The following is a 17671-nucleotide window of genomic DNA, read 5'->3' on the forward strand; positions in this document are numbered from 1 at the left end:
CAAGAATAAAACTAGAGCCTTGTTCTAATTTAATATTCTTTGTTGGCTCACATCTTTCATAATTCTAATTTGTAAAGTGAATTCAAATGAAGGCAGACCTGTTTTTGAAAATGAGATAGGATACTAATATAGAACAGCTGTCTTATCACGAATTCACTAAGGCAATATTGTATCTATCCTAATTAACTACAGATTACAGTTGATTTCATTCAGATTAGAGTCATCTATCTCTTTCCTTAATAATCTCTGACCTCATACTATTACCATGAGTCACCTCATACAAATTGCAAAGAAAACAACAGACAGTTTGTCTGTGCTAAAAACTGGTGATACCAAAAACGCTCCAAGTTTTAGCCAGGAGATTTCTACTATTGACATGCTAGGTTTGTCGTGGATATTCAAAGATGAAGACGTGCTTGAGGATCTCAAGTAATCACACTTAATCAAATAGGAGGAGGTGCAAAAATATGAGTAAAATTGAAAATATAAGCAATCACAAAGATCTCTATTCTGTATGGAAAGACGGCATGGAAACATTCTATTCAAACATAGAAAAATCAGTTCCACAACTGCATCAAGCAACTACCAATCTGTTTCAGGAATATGTAAGATCATTGAGTAATGCAGCATCATCTACACTTGAAATTCAGAGAGAATTTGCAACTAAAGCAGGAATTAAATCAAATCTCCCAGAAGCATCAATTAGTTTTGTACATGATTCAGCAGAAAAGGTGAATCGTTCACTGGATGTTCAAAGCAAGATGTCTGTTGTATCAATTGATGCAATGAAGCAAAACATCAAGACATGGAATGAGAATTCAAGTACTTTTGTCAACATTCACAAAGGCATGGTTGATTCTTTAATTTCCCCATTTAATCACAAAGTATAGTGGAGTATTTTCTCCATTTTTTTTATTTTTAAATTAATTTGAAACTCTATTCTTTGAGTAGTTTTCTTTTTAGTGGGGTTGCACACATTGGACATTCTTTTCCTGTAGTGTGATTAGTTTTGCATCCAGGGCAGTAGTGTACCCACTTTCCAACATCTCTAATTCCCTGAGTCATGATAGGTGATATTTTCAACCCTAAATTTTTTGCAACATTAGATATGGCAAAGTCATCGCTGATTATCTCGCCATTCAAATCAATACATAATGCAATGACTGACAAGTCTTGTTTTGATAGTTGTGGATAATCTCCTGTATTTTTTGCAGCACTGGTAGCAGCTTTTGTAGATGCTTCGTCAGGCTCTCTTATTTTTAGTCTGTTTGTTTCAAGTAATGTCCCCAAGGCATCATGATTTTTCTTTATGTGTTTTATCTCATCATAAACTAGTGGTGTAGTATAACAATCACTAGATGATCTAAATGGAACACCTGCATAAAATGCACTAGCATCTAAAATTCTAAAATCCAAGCTTACTCATTTGTCTTAATCCACGTTTTTTCAATCTAACAAATACTGCGGGCTTTTTGTATTTCTTGATAGTTATTGTCTCTTCAAACCCTGCAGATTTGACTACTTGTGCATCCATTACAATGTTGCAATCATGAGAGCTAATGATCTCAATCTTTTCGTCTGGTACAACAATTGATTCCAATCTATACACTGGTGCCACTGGAGTAATTATCAAAACATCTAAACTCTCATGCAAAATTGGTCCTCCCAATGAAAAAGAGTGTCCAGTAGAACCGCTTGGAGTTGCAACAATTACTCCATCCATCTTTTGTTTTACAGTATCATTTTGGAATTTTATTTCAATTTCGGCAGTTTTTGTCAGATTTGTTCTACTGATGTATATTTCATTGAGTGCAGGTGGAAACTCTTTTCCTCCGCAAGATGCAGTAACTCTAGTTCTTTTATCTAAGAAAAATTTGTCTTTTTGAATTTGGTTTAGTGCATTATCTATCTCGTCTATTGTAATCTCAGCTAGAATCCCTCTGTTTCCCCCTACGTTGATTGTCAAAATTGGTGTCTCATTTTCCAGGTTTCTAAAAACACGTAATGTCGTTCCATCCCCCCCAAGTGTTATGACTAGATCAAGTTTGATCTTTTTTAATTCCTCAAGGGACTCGATTGTTTTTGCACCTTGAACTTGAATAGGTGAAATTGTGTATACTTTGGATTTTTTTGCCAATAATTTTCTTGTAACATTTATTGCAGCTTTCTCAGAATCCTTGTTTCCTACTTTACTTACCACTGCAACGTTTTGTAGTTTCAACCAGTTTTCTAAAAATTGCATTTACTTAAAAATGATATTTTTTCCATTACTAGGAAAAACAAATAAGTATGAAAAACATCTAGACTAACACATGAGTTACGCACATCCAGAAGTTTTAGTTGATACAGAATGGGTTTCACAAAATCCTCCAAATGAAAATAGAAAATTAGTTGAAGTCGATTATGATCCCGTAAATGGATATCAAAAAGGTCACATTAATGGAGCCAGTCTAATCTGGTGGAAACGCGACATTAATGATCCTGTTACAAGAGACATTATCTCCAAAAAGAAATTTGAAGAACTAATGGCAAAAAACGGAATTACTGAAAACACCGAAGTAATTCTTTATGGTGATTTTAACAATTGGTTTGCAGCATTTGTTTTTTGGGTTTTTAAAATCTATGGACATGAAAATCTAAAGATTATGAATGGTGGCAGAAAAAAGTGGGAGCTAGAAAATAGAGAATACACAACTGAAGAACCACAATTTGCATCTGTTGCATACAAGGCACAACCGCCAGATGAGGGACTACGTGCATATCTATTTGATGTAAGTCGTGCACTTGGAAAAGAAGATACAGTCATGGTTGATGTTAGATCTCCTGCAGAATTTTCAGGAGAGATTACTGCACCCCCAGAGTATCCAATGGAGCATGCGCAAAGAGGCGGCCACATTCCAAATGCAAATAATATTCCATGGGCAACTGCAGTCAATGATGCTGATGGAACTTTCAAGGCAGTTGAAGAACTAAGAAAAAACTATGAACCAAAGGGAGTTACACCTGACAAAGATGTAATTTGTTATTGTAGAATTGGAGAGCGTTCTTCACATAGCTGGTTTGTTCTAAAATACCTACTTGGTTATCCAAAGGTTCGAAACTATGATGGTTCTTGGACTGAATGGGGAAACATGATAGGAAATCCAGTGGAAAAATAAATTGCTGTTAGACCTTCCTGTTCTAAAGAAAGGATCTTTTTATTTTATCAAAGATTCTGAAACTGATCTTGTCATAGAAGACAAGACAAAGAGAGGACTATATGTAAAGGAGACATCTGTTGATGAAAAACTCAATGTCAAGGCTGACAAAGGAATGATTCATGATATGGATGGAATTGGTCATTGGGTTCCAATTAGGTGGTATTTCCCAAAGGATTCTTACGATCTTTCTGCTGTTTTGGTGCATGCTGAAGCAATGGAGAAAAAATACACTGAACTAAGAGAACTTACTTGCCCTGACGATGACGACTGATAACCTTTTTAAATAAAATCGATTCACAAGACTCAGATGTCATTACTCCTCAAAGATCGAGTTTGGTCTATGGAAGCACCTACTGCAAAACGTGGTGTATATCCTTTGCATGGATTCAAACTGGGACTATACAGATTACCCATTAATTTAGAGGATCCTAATGAGATTAAATCCGTTCATGATGGTCTCAAAAAAGCATTTGAGATGGACAAGTATGCCGATAGAGTTTTTGCAACATATCGTTGGACTGAAAAAAACATGGATGATCCTGATGCAAAAGGATACGAAGAAGTAGAGTTATCTGTAACAGTTGAAATTGTTACTGGCGAAGTAGTTGATATTATTTATCAGATTTTCCCAATTGAAAAATTTGGAGATCCTAACTGGGTCAAAGATTACAGAAAGAAGGCAGACCATTTTGCAAAAATGGTAATTGATACTATTCTAAGAAACACAATCTTGGCAGACAAGATGATTTCTTATTTTGTAAAGACAGAAAAAATATCTGAAGTTGCAGCAATTCAAAAACTCGAAGACCTTACTCCACTAGCAAAGATTGTCCTTGGTGCAAAACCAAAACCAGTTGAAGCTACTGAAGAAGAAGTAGAAGAAGATGATGGTGATATAGAAATTCCAGATGGTGCAAAACCTGGACCAATTGATGTTGAATTCAAACAAAAGATGAAAACATCTGCTCCTTATGAGGCACCTGAACATACTATCAAGACTTGGGGCAGAAAGGGCTCAAGCAATGCAATCTTGGGCGTTTGGGGAGAGTTTGTGTCAGTTGACTATGATATCTGTGTTGCAGATGGTGGATGTATCGAAGCATGCCCAGTAGGTGTGTATGAGTGGTTTGACACTCCAGGAAATCCTGCATCTGAAAAGAAACCACTAATGTCAAAAGAACCTGATTGTATCTTTTGTCTTGCATGTGAGGGAGTTTGTCCACCCCAGGCAATCAAGATCTTCGAACAGAAATAATCAAAGTTTTTTGCAAGTATAAATAATGAATAGTGATTCTGAGAGCTAGGGAATATGGCATTCAACCCTTTCACGCAATTGGTTTTTGATCTATTTATCATATCTGCTATTATTATTACTGCATACACTTGCAATTTTTACTATCTGGCGTTTCTCTCAAGAAAGAGAAAGGATTTACTGCAGACTGCCGAGTTGGGTACCCCTTCAATTACAATACAATTGCCAATATACAATGAAAAATATGTTGCAAAAAGACTAGTTGACTCTGTATGTAATCTGGATTATCCTCAAGACAAAATGAGGATAATGGTATTAGATGATTCAGATGATGATACTGTGGAACTTTTAGCAGACACTGTTGATGACTACAAAAAGAAAGGATTTCAAATTGAACACGTAAGACGTGGAACCCGAGACGGATACAAGGCAGGTGCACTAAAGCATGCAATGAAGTCAACTGACACTGAACTTGTAGCAATCTTTGATGCTGACTTTATTCCACCAACATGGTTTCTAAAACGTGCCATTCCTCACTTTTCAAACTCAAAAATTGGGCTAGTCCAATGTAGATGGGGTCATGTCAATGAAAATTATTCTGCAATAACTCAAGCACAAGCCCTGAGTCTTGACTTTCATTTTCTAATTGAACAAAAGGCAAAAAGCAACTCTCATCTTTTCATGAACTTTAATGGTACTGCTGGAATCTGGAAACGTGATTGTATAGAAGATGCTGGAGGATGGCATACTGCTACATTGGTTGAAGACCTTGATCTTAGTTATCGTGCCCAAATGAAGGGATGGAAATGTGTCTTTCTGCCAGACATTGTAGTTGATGCAGAGTTGCCAGTTCAAATGAATGCTGCAAAAAGGCAGCAATTCCGTTGGGCAAAGGGCTCAATACAGTGTGCAATAAAATTACTTACTGACATTGCAATAAAACGTAAAGTTGCAATTGAAGCCAAGATTCAGGCATTCATCCAACTTACTCGTCATGTTGTTTATCCACTAATGTTGATTCAGTTTTTGGCACTGCCTATTTTGTTAGCAGGACAAGTTAATCTCTATGTGATTAGCTTTCTTCCTGCAATAACAATTGCAACATATCTTGCAATGGGTCCTGGTGCATACATTATGATTATACAAAGCATGTATCACAAGTCGTGGAAATCAAAGGCAAAGATACTTCCTACATTGCTAGTCTATAATGCTGGAATGTCTGTGAACAATACTGTTGCAGTATTTGATGCAGTACTTGGCAAAAAGAACGAATTTCTTAGAACTCCAAAATATGGCGTCCTTAAAACAAAAGATGATTGGAAAAGCAACGCATACAACTTGCCTTTCTCACAAGTGACTCTTCTTGAGATCTTCTTTGGAATTTATGGTATGTTGGGCATCTTTGTTTCAATATTTTCAAACAACCCTATCTTTGTTCCAATTATTGCCCTGCAAACAATTGGATTCTTCTATATTGCTTACCTGAGCCTGTCACACACTCGATTTAAAAGAAATAAATCAAGTGTTTCCCGTGTAATGACCAAGAAAGAGAAGATGGCAAATAGAGTTTACAAACTTTCCATGGTTGGAATTGTTGGAATAATTGTTTTTGGTGGATTCATGGCAATCTACGGATATAGTGTTGACATTTACCCACTTGATAGAATAAGGGGCAACCTTGATGGAATTATTGGTTCATCTGATCCTGCTGCAATTCGCACTCATTTGGTGGCAATTCAGGCAGACATGGATACTATTATGGCAAATGATCTAATCCCTGAAAAAACTAATGCTGATGGTGAACTAATATCTAAAAACCCTGTTTGGCTATTTTCAACTGAATCTACAAACTTTGTTAGAATTCAAGATAATCTTGACACAATGCTTGCAAGCGTTGATAAAATATCTACAGTTCCAAAGGATAGTTCTGCATATCATACTGGAATGATGGATGTAAGTGATAGAGCTCTTCTTATCAAAACTAACATCATGGATGCAACCCCATACATGTATGTCAGTGTTGCAAATATGGTATTTGCAACAGTCTGGATTGCTGCACTGTTAGGAATCTTTGCAGCACTAAAAAGAAAGAAAGAGCAACTCAAACAAGTAGACGAATCTGGAATCTAAGAAATATTTAGATCCTTTCTAATCTCATCAACTGCTCTGATTCCGTAAATATCTCTAATCTGTTGAACTCTAACTGCTTCTTTTAACAAGTCACGTCCAATGGCATTTGTCAAAATTGAATAAACGTCACTGAATCGAATCTCCCACTTGTCTGCACAATCTAGGATTTTACTTACTGCCCATTGTCTGACTTCATGTGGTAGGGGAATCTTTTCACCTGACTCTATTGAAATTCTGTCAAACAGATTTACAATGTCTGCAGTTTGGGCTGCCATCTTTTCAAGATCCTTTACATCCCCATACTTTGATTCTGCATTCATTCTGATATTTGATTGATACTCTGATAGCTTCAACAATGCCATCATCTCCTTTGAGGAATCATCTGAGGCCTTACTTGTAACATTTCTAACTGATTGCATCTCTTCAAACAATTTTTCAGTCTTTTTGTGAAATTCTATAGTAGATGCATCTTGTCTTTTTAGCATCTCTGATGCAGATGAGATTTTTTGCTCAATGCTGTTTGTCTTATCAAAGACGTTTTGCTTGAAATCTGAGAGATCCTCTTGTACTGATTTGAGGCCTTCACCTACAAATGCAGTAGAGTCTGCTCTATGGGACAGTGTTCCAATCTCTGTCTCAATCTTGTCAATCTTGCCTGTTAACTCTTTAATTGATTCTAGACTTACATTGTCTGCTGAGCTGGCCTTGGCAGAAACTGTTTCAAATTGTTGCTTTAGACCTTCGATAACTCCGCCTAGAGAGTCAATCTTTGATGCCTTTGCTGAAATTGCATCAATTGTTACTTTGATTGCATCTAGTTCTGAATTTAGGTTTGAATTATCTGATACTCCTTCAGTAATTTTTGAGAGCTCTTGTTTTAGACTTTCAATAATTTGAGCGCCTGTTTCAAGCTTTTGTGTTTTTCCTGAAATCTCTTCAATGCTGTTTTTTAGTTTATCAATTTCTGCACCAACTTCTAAGAATGAATCAGTCTTTCCTGATACTTTTCTAAGATCATCTCTTACCTCGTCGATTCTTTGTGCAATCTTGATTATCATTTGAGAGTTATTTCTAATGGAGTTCATACTCTCTTCTACTTGCTGAGTAATTTCTTGAGTTTTTGTTGATTTTTGTAATTCTGTAATTCTGTTAATCTCTTCTTGCAATTTTGCAGTTTGATTGTTAATTTTGTTTACCAGATTAGATTGTGTCCTAACTTGATTCAATCCTGCATATAGCTTTTGTGTGTCATCTTCAATAATGTTGATCTGCTTTGATTGTTTCTGGATATGTTCTAGTGCTGTCGTTAGAGAATCAATCATTCCTTTCATGGACACTAGAACTTTTTGGTTTTCACCAAAAATTTTTGACATTGCTTTGATCTCTTTTTGTAATGCTTTGTTGGTGTCTGAGACTGTTGCTACTTTTTTTAGTAAAACAGATGGACTTGGTTCTCTTTTTACAGTTTTTTTTGTTTTGCTTGGGGTCTTTTTCTTTGTAGTTTTTGCAGCCATATCACTTGAATTGAAAATTTAACGATAAAAAAGTTAGGTCTAAAATAAAAAATGTAAAGAGTTACTTGTTTACAACTTCTGGTTCGTGTAGTAACTCATGAAAGGTCTTTTCGGCCAGTCCGTTTGCTGTCTCGATAAAACCTCTTGTACAATATTCACATTGAATCATATAGTACGGTATGGTACCGTACTATTAATATCAAGGTAATGACAACGTAACCAATTATGCAGTCAGATACCCCAGGTCATATCTCTACATTTGATTCAGTTGACCTAATCATCACTCTGCATTTTGACAATGACTATTGGAAATAAAGAGGTTAAACATTATGAAATTTTTTTTGAGCCTGTATTCAATCATGAGATGTTTTTCTAATTTTATTTTCAACTTTTTAATCCGTAATCATTTTTAAACAAATTTGTTAAGTGAAAACATGCAAGATATTCCACTACAGCTAAATCCTAGTGGAATTCAAAGCTCACTTAACAATACTGTTACTACTCTAATTGAACAGATTACCCCTGAGCTACCCCACACTTCATTTGTTACAGACTTGGCATTTATCATGATTATTGGGGCAGTTGTAACTCTTGCATTTTTTAAAATCAAACAGCCACTAATTATTGGATATCTTTTTGCAGGAATGCTGATTGGACCCCTGTCTCCATTTTGGTCTTGGGTGTTGCCAGAAGGTGGACCATCTTCAGATGTTTTAGAAGGCGTAGGAATACTGTCTGATATTTCTGCGTTGAATCTCTTTGCTGAGATTGGCGTGATTTTGCTTCTATTTGTAATTGGAATTGAATTCCCATATGCAAAAATTAGAAGCATAGGGCGTGTTGCAGTTGGAGTTGGTACAATTGGATTGTTCTCAACTTTAGGTGCTTTGTTTTACACAGCTACTGCTCTTGGTATGGAATTTATGGATGCATTGTTCATCGCAGCTGCCTTATCAATATCCAGTACTGCGATTATTGTAAAAATTTTAGAAGATATGGGGAAGATCAAAAGAGAATCTTCTATACTTGTTTTAGGAATATTGATTGTAGAAGACGTCATTGCAGTTATCTTGATTTCATCACTGCAGTCAATTGCACTAGTTGGTAGTGTGTCCATTGAATCCATAATTGTAGTTGTTCTAGTTGCAACTGGATTAATTGTTGGAACATTTACTGTTGGAACTCGCGTAATTCCTCCACTAATTGATAGAGTTGCAGCAGCAGAGCATCGTGAAATTCTGCTGCTTAGTGTTCTTGGTGTCTGCTTTGGTTATGCCCTATTTGCAAATATTGTGGGTCTCTCAGTTGCAATTGGTGCCTTTTTGGCAGGTGTATTGGTAGCTGAATCAAAATCTGCTGAAGTTGCAAAACTTCTTTCTAGTCCAATTAAAGACATGTTTGTTGCAATCTTCTTTATCTCAGTTGGTGCATTGATGGATGTCTCTCAAATTGAAAATTACATTTGGGTAGCTATTGCTTTGATTGCAGTTGCAACAGGTATGAAGTTTGGAGGAAATATGATTGGAAACATTCTGTTTAGGCAACGACGTGGAAAATCACTACGTTCTGCATTTACTTTGGCTGCCCCTAGAGGAGAATTTTCAATTGTAATCGTAAAGGCTGGCGTAGATATTGGTGCAGTTAGTGCTTTCTTGTTCCCTCTTGTTGGTATTATCTCAATTATCACTGCATTTCTTTCACCCTTCTTGGTAAAAGCCGGAGATAAAATAGTCCCCAAATTAGAAAAAGACAATGTCTGATGAACTAAAACGAATGCTAGAACAAGTACATGATGGCATTACCACTTTTGATTTTGAAGGAAAGGAGACGCCCTGTATTGTTATTGATGCAAAAAAATATGGTGATATTAGAGCCAAAACTGAGGGACAACCATTTTCTGTAAACACTGATCTTAACATTCTGCAAGACGGATTGGGAAATGTTTTTGTTGAAATTGTTTTGACTTTTTCAATTGGAAATATATCTGAAAGATTTCTCATCAATGCAAAAACTGACTTGAAGTTTTTTGAAGCACTAGCAAATACCTCGATGCTTGTATTGAATTCTCCTGAATCTCAATACGGAAAGGATAATGTAATTGCGATTCAACTTCCACGTCCAGAAAAAGCTCATGATGCATTGGAAATCATAAAAACTGCTTTAATTCCTAAAAACCAATAAGTGGTGCAGTTACCGGGATTTGAACCCGGGTCACGTACTTGGCAAGCACGAGTACTAACCAGACTGTACTATAACTGCAACAAACCTAGAGGCTGAATTTGGATATTAAACTGTTTTTAACTATTTTAATGAAGAATCATTATGGATGAAATTCTTCTAAAAAAGATTAATGAAAAAATTCAAGAATCAATCTCCAACAAAGATGAAATCAAACAATTGATTTCAATGTTGTCTGAAATTGATAATTCTAAATCCTTTGCTTTGGGTATTGTTGTTGGCAGAATCTATAATGCATTTTATTATCAATCAAAACGAATCTTGAATCGAGAACCTACCAAAGTTGAATTTGAAGAATTTTTAGAGTTTATTAAAAACAGAAAATCTGATTTGGAAAATCTATGGTGATGGTTTATTCCAATCTAAAACTTTGATTGTTGGTGTTCCTGGTAGTTTCACACATGCGCTTTTGAGTGCCTTTTTTGCTGCTGTCAGATGCGCATCGCCATTGACATAAAGCTCCATGATACATTGACCTTCTTTTACTCTTGCACCTAAGCTGGTGGCTTTTCCCCATGCTCTTCTCATTCCTTCTGAAATTCTATCTGCACCTGCAGTTGCAATCTGTTTATTCTCTCTTAGCATGTTATGTGGGTAAATTCTGAGTCTGGAATAGTATCCTGATTCTCCAGTTGTTTTTTCTAGTGTCTTGTTTGCTGCTAGTCTTGTTGACTCTATTGCCATGTGTCTTAACTGCATCTTCTCATTGATGCATAATTGTACACAGTATTGGTATGTGCCTCTTTTTCCACCTTGAAATTTTGCAATTTTGATTTGTGGTTTACCTTTGATGTACTTTTTTCTGGTAAAGACCTGACCATTTCCTTCTCTATAATTGGCACCATGCATGATATGGTAAAGCCATGAATGCCCATATTTTAACGGTTAGAAGAGATTTGTTCGTGTTTTCCAATGCTTATATGGAAATCATTTGGTTTTATTTTCGTCATGGAAGATACTCCTTTAGTCAAAGGCATTTTGGTTTCAGATCAAGCCTGCATCTCTGATGGAGATATGGTTCATGAACTTGAACTAAAAGGGTATGGAGAAATTGAAAAAGAGAAATTATTTCTAAAACAATTTGAGACACTATACCTGTTATACACAAGCAAACTGATTCTAAAGAAAGGAAAAAAACAAATCGATTTTGATTCTTTTATGAATATCTGTCAAAAGACTGACTCTGAAATTCTTACAAAGTTTTTGATTTATCGGGATCTCCGGAACAGAGGTTATGTTGTAAAGGATGGGTTTGGATTTGGCTCTGATTTTAGAGTCTATGAGAGAGGACACTTTGGTGAAAAGGGGGCAAAATTTTTGATATTTGGATTAAATGAAGGACAACAAGAGAAGATGGGACATCTCCAAAAAAAGATTCAAGAAATAACACAAATGGGAAAAGAGCCAATAATTGCAGTAATTGAGAGACGTGGCGAAGTAATCTATTACAAAATCAATAAAATGAATTTCCATGAAAACAAGGCAAGACTAGAAGAATCATTTAATCTCTGAAGAGCCACTCTGATGAATACTTTAAGAGATTTCTCTCTTGGGCATACATGAAATCATAAACCTCCAAGTACTTTGTCTTGTTTTCCCACAACTCTTCAAAGTCCTTTTGTTTTCTTTCCACTCTAGACTTGTCATTCCATGATGTAAATACATCAACTGATTCAAAGTCTCTTGTTTGAGTGGAAAATGACTCTCTTGAAGTTCCAGTAAATGCAACTGCATCATCGTTCTCGTCTCTAAAAATACCAATTCTTTCTGAAAAAGATTCAGCAACTTGTTCTGAATTTGGAATTGCAATCTTTAATTCAATTTGACCCTTGTTGACTATGTCTTGCAATTTTTGGATTTTGGTATCTTTGATTAGGATTCCTTCAAATGATTTTGTATACTTTTCAGAAAATAATTTCGTAAATAGATTAAGATCCTCTGTTCTAAATCTATGACCTGTTACCATTCTCATCTTGGCTTTGCCCTCTGAAAAATTCTCAAATGCCATAGCAATTGTAGCCAGCGTCTGAATTGAGAGAAAATCTACGCATCTGTCATATTCTATACATTGAGCAAGACATGGAAAGAAAAATTCTGCTACGATATCATCCAAGTCCGAACGATATTCCTCTTTTAGCTCAATTTCTCGTAATCCCAATATTTGTCATCATTGAATTTGTTATTTAAAGAAACAATTTTGAAAAATCTTTTACTTTGTAATCTACCCGTTATTTGGATAAAGATATGCTAAAAAAACAAAACCTTGAAACGAAAAATAATGACTTTATCTTCCTTTCATAATGTTTTTTATTAAAACAGGGTTTTGTACTCAAAAAAAAAACTAAACTTTCGATCAAGTTTATTATTCATAAAAAATTACCAATACTTAATGACAAAAACAACAATTATGGCATTTTTCACAGTTGCCGTATTACTTACAGGAGTTATTGCAGGTCCAGCAGGATTTGTACAATTTGCCGAAGCAGTGAAATCAAAAGGAACTTCACTCACAGAGATTGGCTCCAAAAAAGTATGTGGTGACAGACTGTGTTCTGAAATTCCTAAAGAAGAGAAACCTGTTGAGAAAAAGAAGAAAGAGGCAGTAAAATCTGAAAAGAAAGCAGAGTCAGCAGAAAAAGCCAAAGACGTACCAAAGAAGGATATGAAAGCAGAAACTATGGAAAAAGCAAAAGAAGCTCATTCCATGAAAGTACCAAAGACTATGTCTGGAGTATTAACTTCTGTACAAGATCCTGGCCAAGGTCATGAGAATCATCAACTTGCAATAATTTTGCCACCTAGTGACAAAGTTTATCGCGGTCATTTAACATATGCCGCATCTGAAAATGTTCAGCTTGTTGCATTACATGGACCATTGAAGAAAGGAATGGATAAAGGACAAGCAATTTGGTCACCTGATGGTAAAACAAAATTCGGTCTAACATTTGTAGATAAAGAAACTTCTGCAGGTGTTTGGCAATTCTCAGGAAATGCAATTGCAGTTCATACCAAGAATCCTGAATCATTTACCGTTACATACTCAGTAACATACACTGAACGTGTAGTTGATGGTGAAAAGGTATTCAGAGGAACAACAACTTCTTCACAAGATCCAGGTATTGGTCATGAGTCACATCAACTAGCAGTACTGTTGGCTCCAAGAGACAAAGCATACTCTGGTCATTTAACATATGATGCATCAGAGCCAGTTCAAATTGTTACCCTGTTAGGCCCAATGTCTAAAGGTGAACTAGCTGGAATGCCTTCATGGACTCCAGATGGCGAAACTCATTATGCACTGATATTGGTTCCATCAAAGGCAGCAGGTTCTGTTCAGTTCACTGGAAATGCATTAGCACTCCATACGATGAATTCTAATCCCTTCACTGTAAGCTACTCTATGGTACTTGCAAAATAACCCTTTTTTCTTATTTTTAGAACTATCAAAAAATTTTTCATTAAAAAATTGTAATGCTGGGGTATGGACAAGGGATAGCCATTTGACCTTATGAGAAATATATGTCACTTATTTGGAAAAAGAATTATCAGTAATTAAGATCTTTTAGATTTATGAATAAAGTAGTACACTGAAATTTCATATGTGATCCTACTACGGGGCTTCCAATAGTTGAAAATAAAGAAAAAAGTTGGCATTACGCCAAGCTTACATTTATTGGAGTAGCATTTGTTATGGTATTTGCTACTGGGGAGTGTTTTTTTGCAATCTCCATGAGTTTATGTAATGTCTCGGGAGATGCATCTGAATCAATCTTGAACTTGATATCAATGCTCTTGTAACCTGCTTTGATGTTCTCATCAATGTTTAGCAGGCCTCTCAAGTCAATATCTCCTTCCAAAGTAGACTCTACTTTGTTGATTTTGACATTCATCGCGGATGCATAATATACCAATGTGGTAGTGACACACCCTGCAAGCGCAGTTAATGCATATTCTACCGGATTTGCACCTTGGTCATGTCCAAGCAAAACGGTTGGCTCGTCTTTTGTAAAGACAAAAGGTTTGCTTCTAACATGTTTTACACTGCCACCGTAAAACTCGTTTACAGTTGTTTGGTTTTCACCTCCATTGACCCAGTTATTCTTTGCACAAAAATGGAATTGAGCCAAGTTAGGGTTTTGAGTTAATTCATCAATGATTTGTGTCAATTTTGGAACATCAACACCATTGACTAACTCTTTTTGAATTTGTTTGGTTTTCATACTAATGGTATCATGATATCCTCATATTAGTATTACTTTTAATGCTATCATGATATCATAATTTATATAGTTATAGTCAGAAATGATATCATTGGGAAAAGATATTCTAATTAGAGGGTTTGATGATTCGGTTCATTCAGAACTAGGAAAAAAAGCAGAAACCATGGGTGTTTCAATTAACAGCATAGTCAAAGATGCAGTAGAACAATGGCTAGATAAAAAATCACCAACACCACATGTTCATGATTTGCTGATTTATTCAGATGAGAAATCAATGAATAATTTTCTAAAATCCTTGGATAGAATGACTAGCAGCACAGAATGGTTCAAATCATTTGCAGTGCCACCAAAACACCATACAGAAAAAGTCCTATCAAAACTTGATTGGTTTAATGGAACTGTAAAACCATACAAACCTCATGGAGTTGATGGTTCAAAATACTGTGGCAAAGTAATTCAAAATATTGCAAAATCATCAGAGAAAAAACCATTGTGTTGTGTAGATTTCATAATTACAGATATTGCAAACAATTCATTTTCTCATGCAATGGAGCTTGAAAGAACATATGATGACGCACGACTGCCAGGATTGATGTTTTGTCCATATAAAGCAGAAGATTTTATGAAATCAGATCTTACAGATATGATAGAGTTGTTTTTGATGCATGATAGAATCTTTGTTTTGAAAAATGATGAAATCTACAAACTTCACATTACAAAAGAAAGTATTCATAAAATTTTCTTAAATTAATTCAAAGATTCTTGAATAATTTTAGTATCTGTAAATTGTCTAAATTGAATTATTTTGCCATCTTGAACTAGATAGACATGTGAAAACTGCACATCAAATTGCTTATCAGATTTTGAGATACCTTGATATCTGCCTATTACCATCACATGATCTTTGAAATCAAGAAATTGTTCAGGAATTGCATGAAATTCTTTAAAATTTGAAAGCATCTTTGGAAAATATTCCTCAAAAATTTCTTTGATTCCATGAAATGTGCCGCCATTGGGCATTTTATCCATGGTTATCCATTCTATTTCATCATGACAAAAATCAAGATATTTTTTGTCTTTATTTTTGAATAACTCGTAGAATTCTTGAATTAGTGGTACATTTGACATTTACAGATAATCTTTTTTTGCGTTGAATAATTCTTGCTTTGAGAAAATTTTCACCATAATTTTAGAAAAGATCAAATGAGAGGGCTTGCCTATGCCCCAAAATTGTAATACTCCCACCGGGTTTTGTCAAATCGGTTAAACACTCCCTACTTTTGTTTATAAGGAAAATACTTTTTTGAAGAAATTAATTATGTCTTCTGATGTATGTTGCACTTTACATGATTAGAAAAGTTGCACCAGACATTCAACATTATTCAACTCCGATGGCGATACATGGAATTTAGCACAAAAACTGAGTGACACGCTGAAAATGTTTGAAATTGAAGAAAGACCTACCCACAGATCTGCACTGCGATTTGATCTTGTGCTGTTTGTGCTCTCAGCAGTCTTGCTGGTGTTTGTCTTCCCAGTTGATCTTGATGAAATATTCCAAGAATATCCGATACCTGTCCTAATCATGTTTGTTCCAGTATTTGCAATTAGCTTCTTTTATGGTGTCAGAATTGCAGAGCAGGTAATCAATCCGTCAACTCCCAGAAAACCATTCAGGCAAAAAATTGTAACCTTTTTTCTAGGCGTTTTTTTAGTTGCATCTCTTTTCAGTGCAATTAATTTTGCTATCAATTCAGGCATAAACATTCCAGATGATGTCAGTTTGGATGATGGATTGTTTGTTTTGGCAAATAATTTTATCCAGAACAATGGGGGGATGACTTTTTTGATAATCTCTAGCATCTCTGTCTTGGCAGTTTTTACAAAAAAAATGATAAAGATTGAGGGGAGTTTTGCAACATTTTTCTCTTTTATTGGAACGTTCTTGTTTTTCTTTATGAGTCTCTTGACTGTAACCAATCTAGAACCTACGTCGTTTCAGATTTACCTTTATGCATGTTACCAGATAGGAATTATTAGCGGGATATTCTATGTTGCACAAAAATATACCGCATATCCAAAAACAGAAAAAAATTTACAAAATCCATTTAAACCCTCAACAATCCACTGACCAAACCTATTTGGATTTGAACAAAATATTAGAAGACCTTATGAATAACCCGATTATTTTTTAATCATGAAAGACAACGAATCTGCAAACTTGTCTGAAAAACCTCGCAGTCATCTTGGAAAGATAGGTGTGATGATAATGACAATTGGATTGATTGTTTTGTATTATGATGGAATAAGTCTATCCCAAACAGTTCCGTTTGGATATCAGTACTATGAACATCCACAAATCCATATACCAATAATATTCATGATTGTTACATTTGTAGGTGTAGGGATATTTGTATATAATTTTAGCAAAGGAAGACAGGTTCTTTGATGCCGTATGGTGGAATTACTGTTATTGTGTTTGCAATTTGGAGAAAATGAAAACTAGAAAGAAACTTCTATTGATCTGTGCCATTGTAATTTTTGGATTTTATGTGTCTGTGACTTTGTTAGGACCTGGCAGTGTATTTGCATTGTTTAGCCCTTCAAGCATACTATACTTTCCCTCGATACTGATACAGCTCATTGCCAATGAAGGTAATGGAATAATCTGTGTTGATGCATGTGGTCCGTGTTCTGCTTGGGGGTATGAATACATCTTGATTGATGGACAGTGTGTATTGCCTAGTGAAGAATCCTGCAAATTGCTAGAACCTCAAAGAGAATGGGCATTTGATGAATGGACTTGCAAACCAATTTGCACCAGTACGCGAGAAACGTATAATGATCCTCCTACATGTGTAAATGAATATTGGCCCGAATATCCAAACTACGTTGGAGAATTAGAATATGAAAACTAGACTCTGAGGCGGCATTGAACTGTTGGTGTGATGACCCATGTTCAAATTCTCACTATGGGATTTTCTGATTGGTTAAATTCTCTAAAATGTTGGGGTGTTAGATTAATTCCATAAATCTCACTCAAGGATTAATTTGGTCAATATTTGCAAAACAGACTTTGGTCTGTGAACCAAGAGTCTTGAACTAAAACCCTGAGTC

The 17671-nt window shown here is 35.4% G+C and carries 22 protein-coding genes and 1 tRNA gene; 15 read left to right on the top strand and 8 right to left on the bottom strand.

All coding sequences use genetic code 11. The annotated features are described in order from the left end of the window. Window positions 1-265: 265 nt before the first annotated feature. On the top strand, window positions 266-433 hold the full coding sequence (locus C6989_RS05870; RefSeq protein ID WP_182126639.1) for a hypothetical protein: 168 nt from the start codon (window positions 266-268) through the stop codon (window positions 431-433). Between the two features lie 34 nt (window positions 434-467). Beyond that, entirely contained in the window at window positions 468-890 is a 423-nt protein-coding gene (locus C6989_RS05875) for a hypothetical protein (RefSeq protein ID WP_182126640.1), read from the top strand. Window positions 891-936: 46 nt separating this feature from the next. Here C6989_RS05875 and C6989_RS05880 read toward each other — a convergent pair whose 3' ends face one another. Both C6989_RS05880 and C6989_RS05885 read right to left on the bottom strand, forming a co-directional pair. Beyond that, window positions 937-1416: an NOB1 family endonuclease gene (locus tag C6989_RS05880; protein WP_148703844.1), complete on the bottom strand. Its 480-nt coding sequence runs from the start codon at window positions 1414-1416 to the stop codon at window positions 937-939. Further along, a complete protein-coding gene (locus C6989_RS05885; RefSeq protein ID WP_182126641.1) occupies window positions 1406-2221 on the bottom strand; it encodes an NAD(+)/NADH kinase in 816 nt (271 codons plus the stop codon). The genes C6989_RS05880 and C6989_RS05885 overlap by 11 nt, the downstream gene beginning before the upstream one ends. 91 nt (window positions 2222-2312) lie before the next feature. Between C6989_RS05885 and C6989_RS05890 the strand changes: the two genes are divergently transcribed. From C6989_RS05890 to C6989_RS05905, 4 genes are read left to right on the top strand one after another with little or no spacing between them, the layout of a single operon-like run. Beyond that, window positions 2313-3158 (top strand): sulfurtransferase, encoded by an 846-nt coding sequence (locus C6989_RS05890; protein ID WP_148703842.1) that lies wholly within the window; start codon window positions 2313-2315, stop codon window positions 3156-3158. A 1-nt stretch (window position 3159) separates the two neighbouring features. After that, window positions 3160-3471 (top strand): hypothetical protein, encoded by a 312-nt coding sequence (locus C6989_RS05895; protein WP_182126642.1) that lies wholly within the window; start codon window positions 3160-3162, stop codon window positions 3469-3471. Between the two features lie 36 nt (window positions 3472-3507). Further along, on the top strand, window positions 3508-4455 hold the full coding sequence (locus tag C6989_RS05900; protein WP_182126643.1) for a 4Fe-4S dicluster domain-containing protein: 948 nt from the start codon (window positions 3508-3510) through the stop codon (window positions 4453-4455). A 54-nt stretch (window positions 4456-4509) separates the two neighbouring features. Beyond that, complete coding sequence (locus C6989_RS05905) at window positions 4510-6582, top strand: cellulose synthase family protein (protein ID WP_148703839.1); 2073 nt, start codon at window positions 4510-4512, stop codon at window positions 6580-6582. On the opposite strand, the gene C6989_RS05910 is transcribed toward C6989_RS05905, so the two are convergent. Beyond that, entirely contained in the window at window positions 6579-8096 is a 1518-nt protein-coding gene (locus C6989_RS05910; protein WP_182126644.1) for a chemotaxis protein, read from the bottom strand. The two genes, C6989_RS05905 and C6989_RS05910, sit on opposite strands and share 4 nt — an antisense overlap. Before the next feature lie 434 nt (window positions 8097-8530). On the opposite strand from C6989_RS05910, the gene C6989_RS05915 reads away from it, so the two are divergent. Next, window positions 8531-9856 carry a cation:proton antiporter gene (locus tag C6989_RS05915; RefSeq protein ID WP_182126723.1) on the top strand — a complete coding sequence of 442 codons (1326 nt, stop codon included), beginning with the start codon at window positions 8531-8533 and terminating at the stop codon, window positions 9854-9856. Continuing rightward, window positions 9849-10277 (top strand): hypothetical protein, encoded by a 429-nt coding sequence (locus C6989_RS05920; RefSeq protein WP_182126645.1) that lies wholly within the window; start codon window positions 9849-9851, stop codon window positions 10275-10277. Before C6989_RS05915 ends, C6989_RS05920 begins: the two co-directional genes overlap by 8 nt. A 1-nt stretch (window position 10278) precedes the next feature. Here C6989_RS05920 and C6989_RS05925 read toward each other — a convergent pair. Continuing rightward, window positions 10279-10355: transfer RNA gene (locus C6989_RS05925), tRNA-Gly, on the bottom strand. A 63-nt stretch (window positions 10356-10418) separates the two neighbouring features. Between C6989_RS05925 and C6989_RS05930 the strand changes: the two genes are divergently transcribed. Continuing rightward, window positions 10419-10682 carry a hypothetical protein gene (locus C6989_RS05930; RefSeq protein ID WP_148703836.1) on the top strand — a complete coding sequence of 88 codons (264 nt, stop codon included), beginning with the start codon at window positions 10419-10421 and terminating at the stop codon, window positions 10680-10682. Here C6989_RS05930 and C6989_RS05935 read toward each other — a convergent pair. Then, window positions 10674-11183, bottom strand: coding sequence for a 50S ribosomal protein L16 (locus C6989_RS05935; protein ID WP_148703835.1), 510 nt, complete (start codon window positions 11181-11183; stop codon window positions 10674-10676). The genes C6989_RS05930 and C6989_RS05935 overlap by 9 nt on opposite strands. Before the next feature lie 99 nt (window positions 11184-11282). On the opposite strand from C6989_RS05935, the gene endA reads away from it, so the two are divergent. Further along, on the top strand, window positions 11283-11846 hold the full coding sequence (gene endA, locus C6989_RS05940) for a tRNA-intron lyase (RefSeq protein ID WP_148703834.1): 564 nt from the start codon (window positions 11283-11285) through the stop codon (window positions 11844-11846). On the opposite strand, the gene C6989_RS05945 is transcribed toward endA, so the two are convergent. Continuing rightward, a complete protein-coding gene (locus tag C6989_RS05945) occupies window positions 11836-12492 on the bottom strand; it encodes a phospholipase D-like domain-containing protein (protein WP_148703833.1) in 657 nt (218 codons plus the stop codon). The genes endA and C6989_RS05945 overlap by 11 nt on opposite strands. A 231-nt stretch (window positions 12493-12723) precedes the next feature. Here C6989_RS05945 and C6989_RS05950 point away from each other — a divergent pair, with 231 nt between their 5' ends. Continuing rightward, window positions 12724-13752, top strand: coding sequence for a hypothetical protein (locus tag C6989_RS05950; protein WP_182126646.1), 1029 nt, complete (start codon window positions 12724-12726; stop codon window positions 13750-13752). A gap of 235 nt (window positions 13753-13987) precedes the next feature. On the opposite strand, the gene C6989_RS05955 is transcribed toward C6989_RS05950, so the two are convergent. Next, a complete protein-coding gene (locus tag C6989_RS05955) occupies window positions 13988-14554 on the bottom strand; it encodes an OsmC family protein (RefSeq protein ID WP_182126647.1) in 567 nt (188 codons plus the stop codon). A 91-nt stretch (window positions 14555-14645) separates the two neighbouring features. Between C6989_RS05955 and C6989_RS05960 the strand changes: the two genes are divergently transcribed. After that, complete coding sequence (locus C6989_RS05960; protein WP_182126648.1) at window positions 14646-15305, top strand: hypothetical protein; 660 nt, start codon at window positions 14646-14648, stop codon at window positions 15303-15305. Here C6989_RS05960 and C6989_RS05965 read toward each other — a convergent pair. Next, complete coding sequence (locus tag C6989_RS05965) at window positions 15302-15682, bottom strand: nuclear transport factor 2 family protein (RefSeq protein WP_182126649.1); 381 nt, start codon at window positions 15680-15682, stop codon at window positions 15302-15304. The genes C6989_RS05960 and C6989_RS05965 overlap by 4 nt on opposite strands. Window positions 15683-15992: 310 nt before the next feature. Here C6989_RS05965 and C6989_RS05970 point away from each other — a divergent pair, with 310 nt between their 5' ends. The 3 genes from C6989_RS05970 (at window position 15993) to C6989_RS05980 (ending at window position 17472) form a co-directional block, all read left to right on the top strand. Continuing rightward, window positions 15993-16685 carry a hypothetical protein gene (locus C6989_RS05970; RefSeq protein ID WP_182126650.1) on the top strand — a complete coding sequence of 231 codons (693 nt, stop codon included), beginning with the start codon at window positions 15993-15995 and terminating at the stop codon, window positions 16683-16685. Between the two features lie 66 nt (window positions 16686-16751). Beyond that, on the top strand, window positions 16752-17003 hold the full coding sequence (locus C6989_RS05975; protein ID WP_182126651.1) for a hypothetical protein: 252 nt from the start codon (window positions 16752-16754) through the stop codon (window positions 17001-17003). Window positions 17004-17049: 46 nt separating this feature from the next. After that, window positions 17050-17472 carry a hypothetical protein gene (locus tag C6989_RS05980; RefSeq protein WP_182126652.1) on the top strand — a complete coding sequence of 141 codons (423 nt, stop codon included), beginning with the start codon at window positions 17050-17052 and terminating at the stop codon, window positions 17470-17472. Window positions 17473-17671: the final 199 nt, after the last annotated feature.

The organism is Nitrosopumilus sp. b2, assembly GCF_014078535.1.
GTDB lineage: Archaea > Thermoproteota > Nitrososphaeria > Nitrososphaerales > Nitrosopumilaceae > Nitrosopumilus > Nitrosopumilus piranensis.

What these genes read in the sequence shown, in the direction of transcription:
- endA (WP_148703834.1), top strand. Translation starts at nt 11,283, where the DNA reads ATGGAAGATACTCCTTTAGTCAAAGGCATTTTGGTTTCAGATCAAGCC.
- C6989_RS05875 (WP_182126640.1), top strand. Translation starts at nt 468, where the DNA reads ATGAGTAAAATTGAAAATATAAGCAATCACAAAGATCTCTATTCTGTA.
- C6989_RS05920 (WP_182126645.1), top strand. Translation starts at nt 9,849, where the DNA reads ATGTCTGATGAACTAAAACGAATGCTAGAACAAGTACATGATGGCATT.
- C6989_RS05975 (WP_182126651.1), top strand. Translation starts at nt 16,752, where the DNA reads ATGAAAGACAACGAATCTGCAAACTTGTCTGAAAAACCTCGCAGTCAT.
- C6989_RS05930 (WP_148703836.1), top strand. Translation starts at nt 10,419, where the DNA reads ATGGATGAAATTCTTCTAAAAAAGATTAATGAAAAAATTCAAGAATCA.
- C6989_RS05935 (WP_148703835.1), bottom strand. Translation starts at nt 11,183, where the DNA reads ATGCATGGTGCCAATTATAGAGAAGGAAATGGTCAGGTCTTTACCAGA.
- C6989_RS05870 (WP_182126639.1), top strand. Translation starts at nt 266, where the DNA reads ATGAGTCACCTCATACAAATTGCAAAGAAAACAACAGACAGTTTGTCT.
- C6989_RS05955 (WP_182126647.1), bottom strand. Translation starts at nt 14,554, where the DNA reads ATGAAAACCAAACAAATTCAAAAAGAGTTAGTCAATGGTGTTGATGTT.
- C6989_RS05915 (WP_182126723.1), top strand. Translation starts at nt 8,531, where the DNA reads ATGCAAGATATTCCACTACAGCTAAATCCTAGTGGAATTCAAAGCTCA.
- C6989_RS05970 (WP_182126650.1), top strand. Translation starts at nt 15,993, where the DNA reads ATGTTTGAAATTGAAGAAAGACCTACCCACAGATCTGCACTGCGATTT.
- C6989_RS05950 (WP_182126646.1), top strand. Translation starts at nt 12,724, where the DNA reads ATGACAAAAACAACAATTATGGCATTTTTCACAGTTGCCGTATTACTT.
- C6989_RS05905 (WP_148703839.1), top strand. Translation starts at nt 4,510, where the DNA reads ATGGCATTCAACCCTTTCACGCAATTGGTTTTTGATCTATTTATCATA.
- C6989_RS05900 (WP_182126643.1), top strand. Translation starts at nt 3,508, where the DNA reads ATGTCATTACTCCTCAAAGATCGAGTTTGGTCTATGGAAGCACCTACT.
- C6989_RS05980 (WP_182126652.1), top strand. Translation starts at nt 17,050, where the DNA reads ATGAAAACTAGAAAGAAACTTCTATTGATCTGTGCCATTGTAATTTTT.
- C6989_RS05965 (WP_182126649.1), bottom strand. Translation starts at nt 15,682, where the DNA reads ATGTCAAATGTACCACTAATTCAAGAATTCTACGAGTTATTCAAAAAT.
- C6989_RS05890 (WP_148703842.1), top strand. Translation starts at nt 2,313, where the DNA reads ATGAGTTACGCACATCCAGAAGTTTTAGTTGATACAGAATGGGTTTCA.
- C6989_RS05910 (WP_182126644.1), bottom strand. Translation starts at nt 8,096, where the DNA reads ATGGCTGCAAAAACTACAAAGAAAAAGACCCCAAGCAAAACAAAAAAA.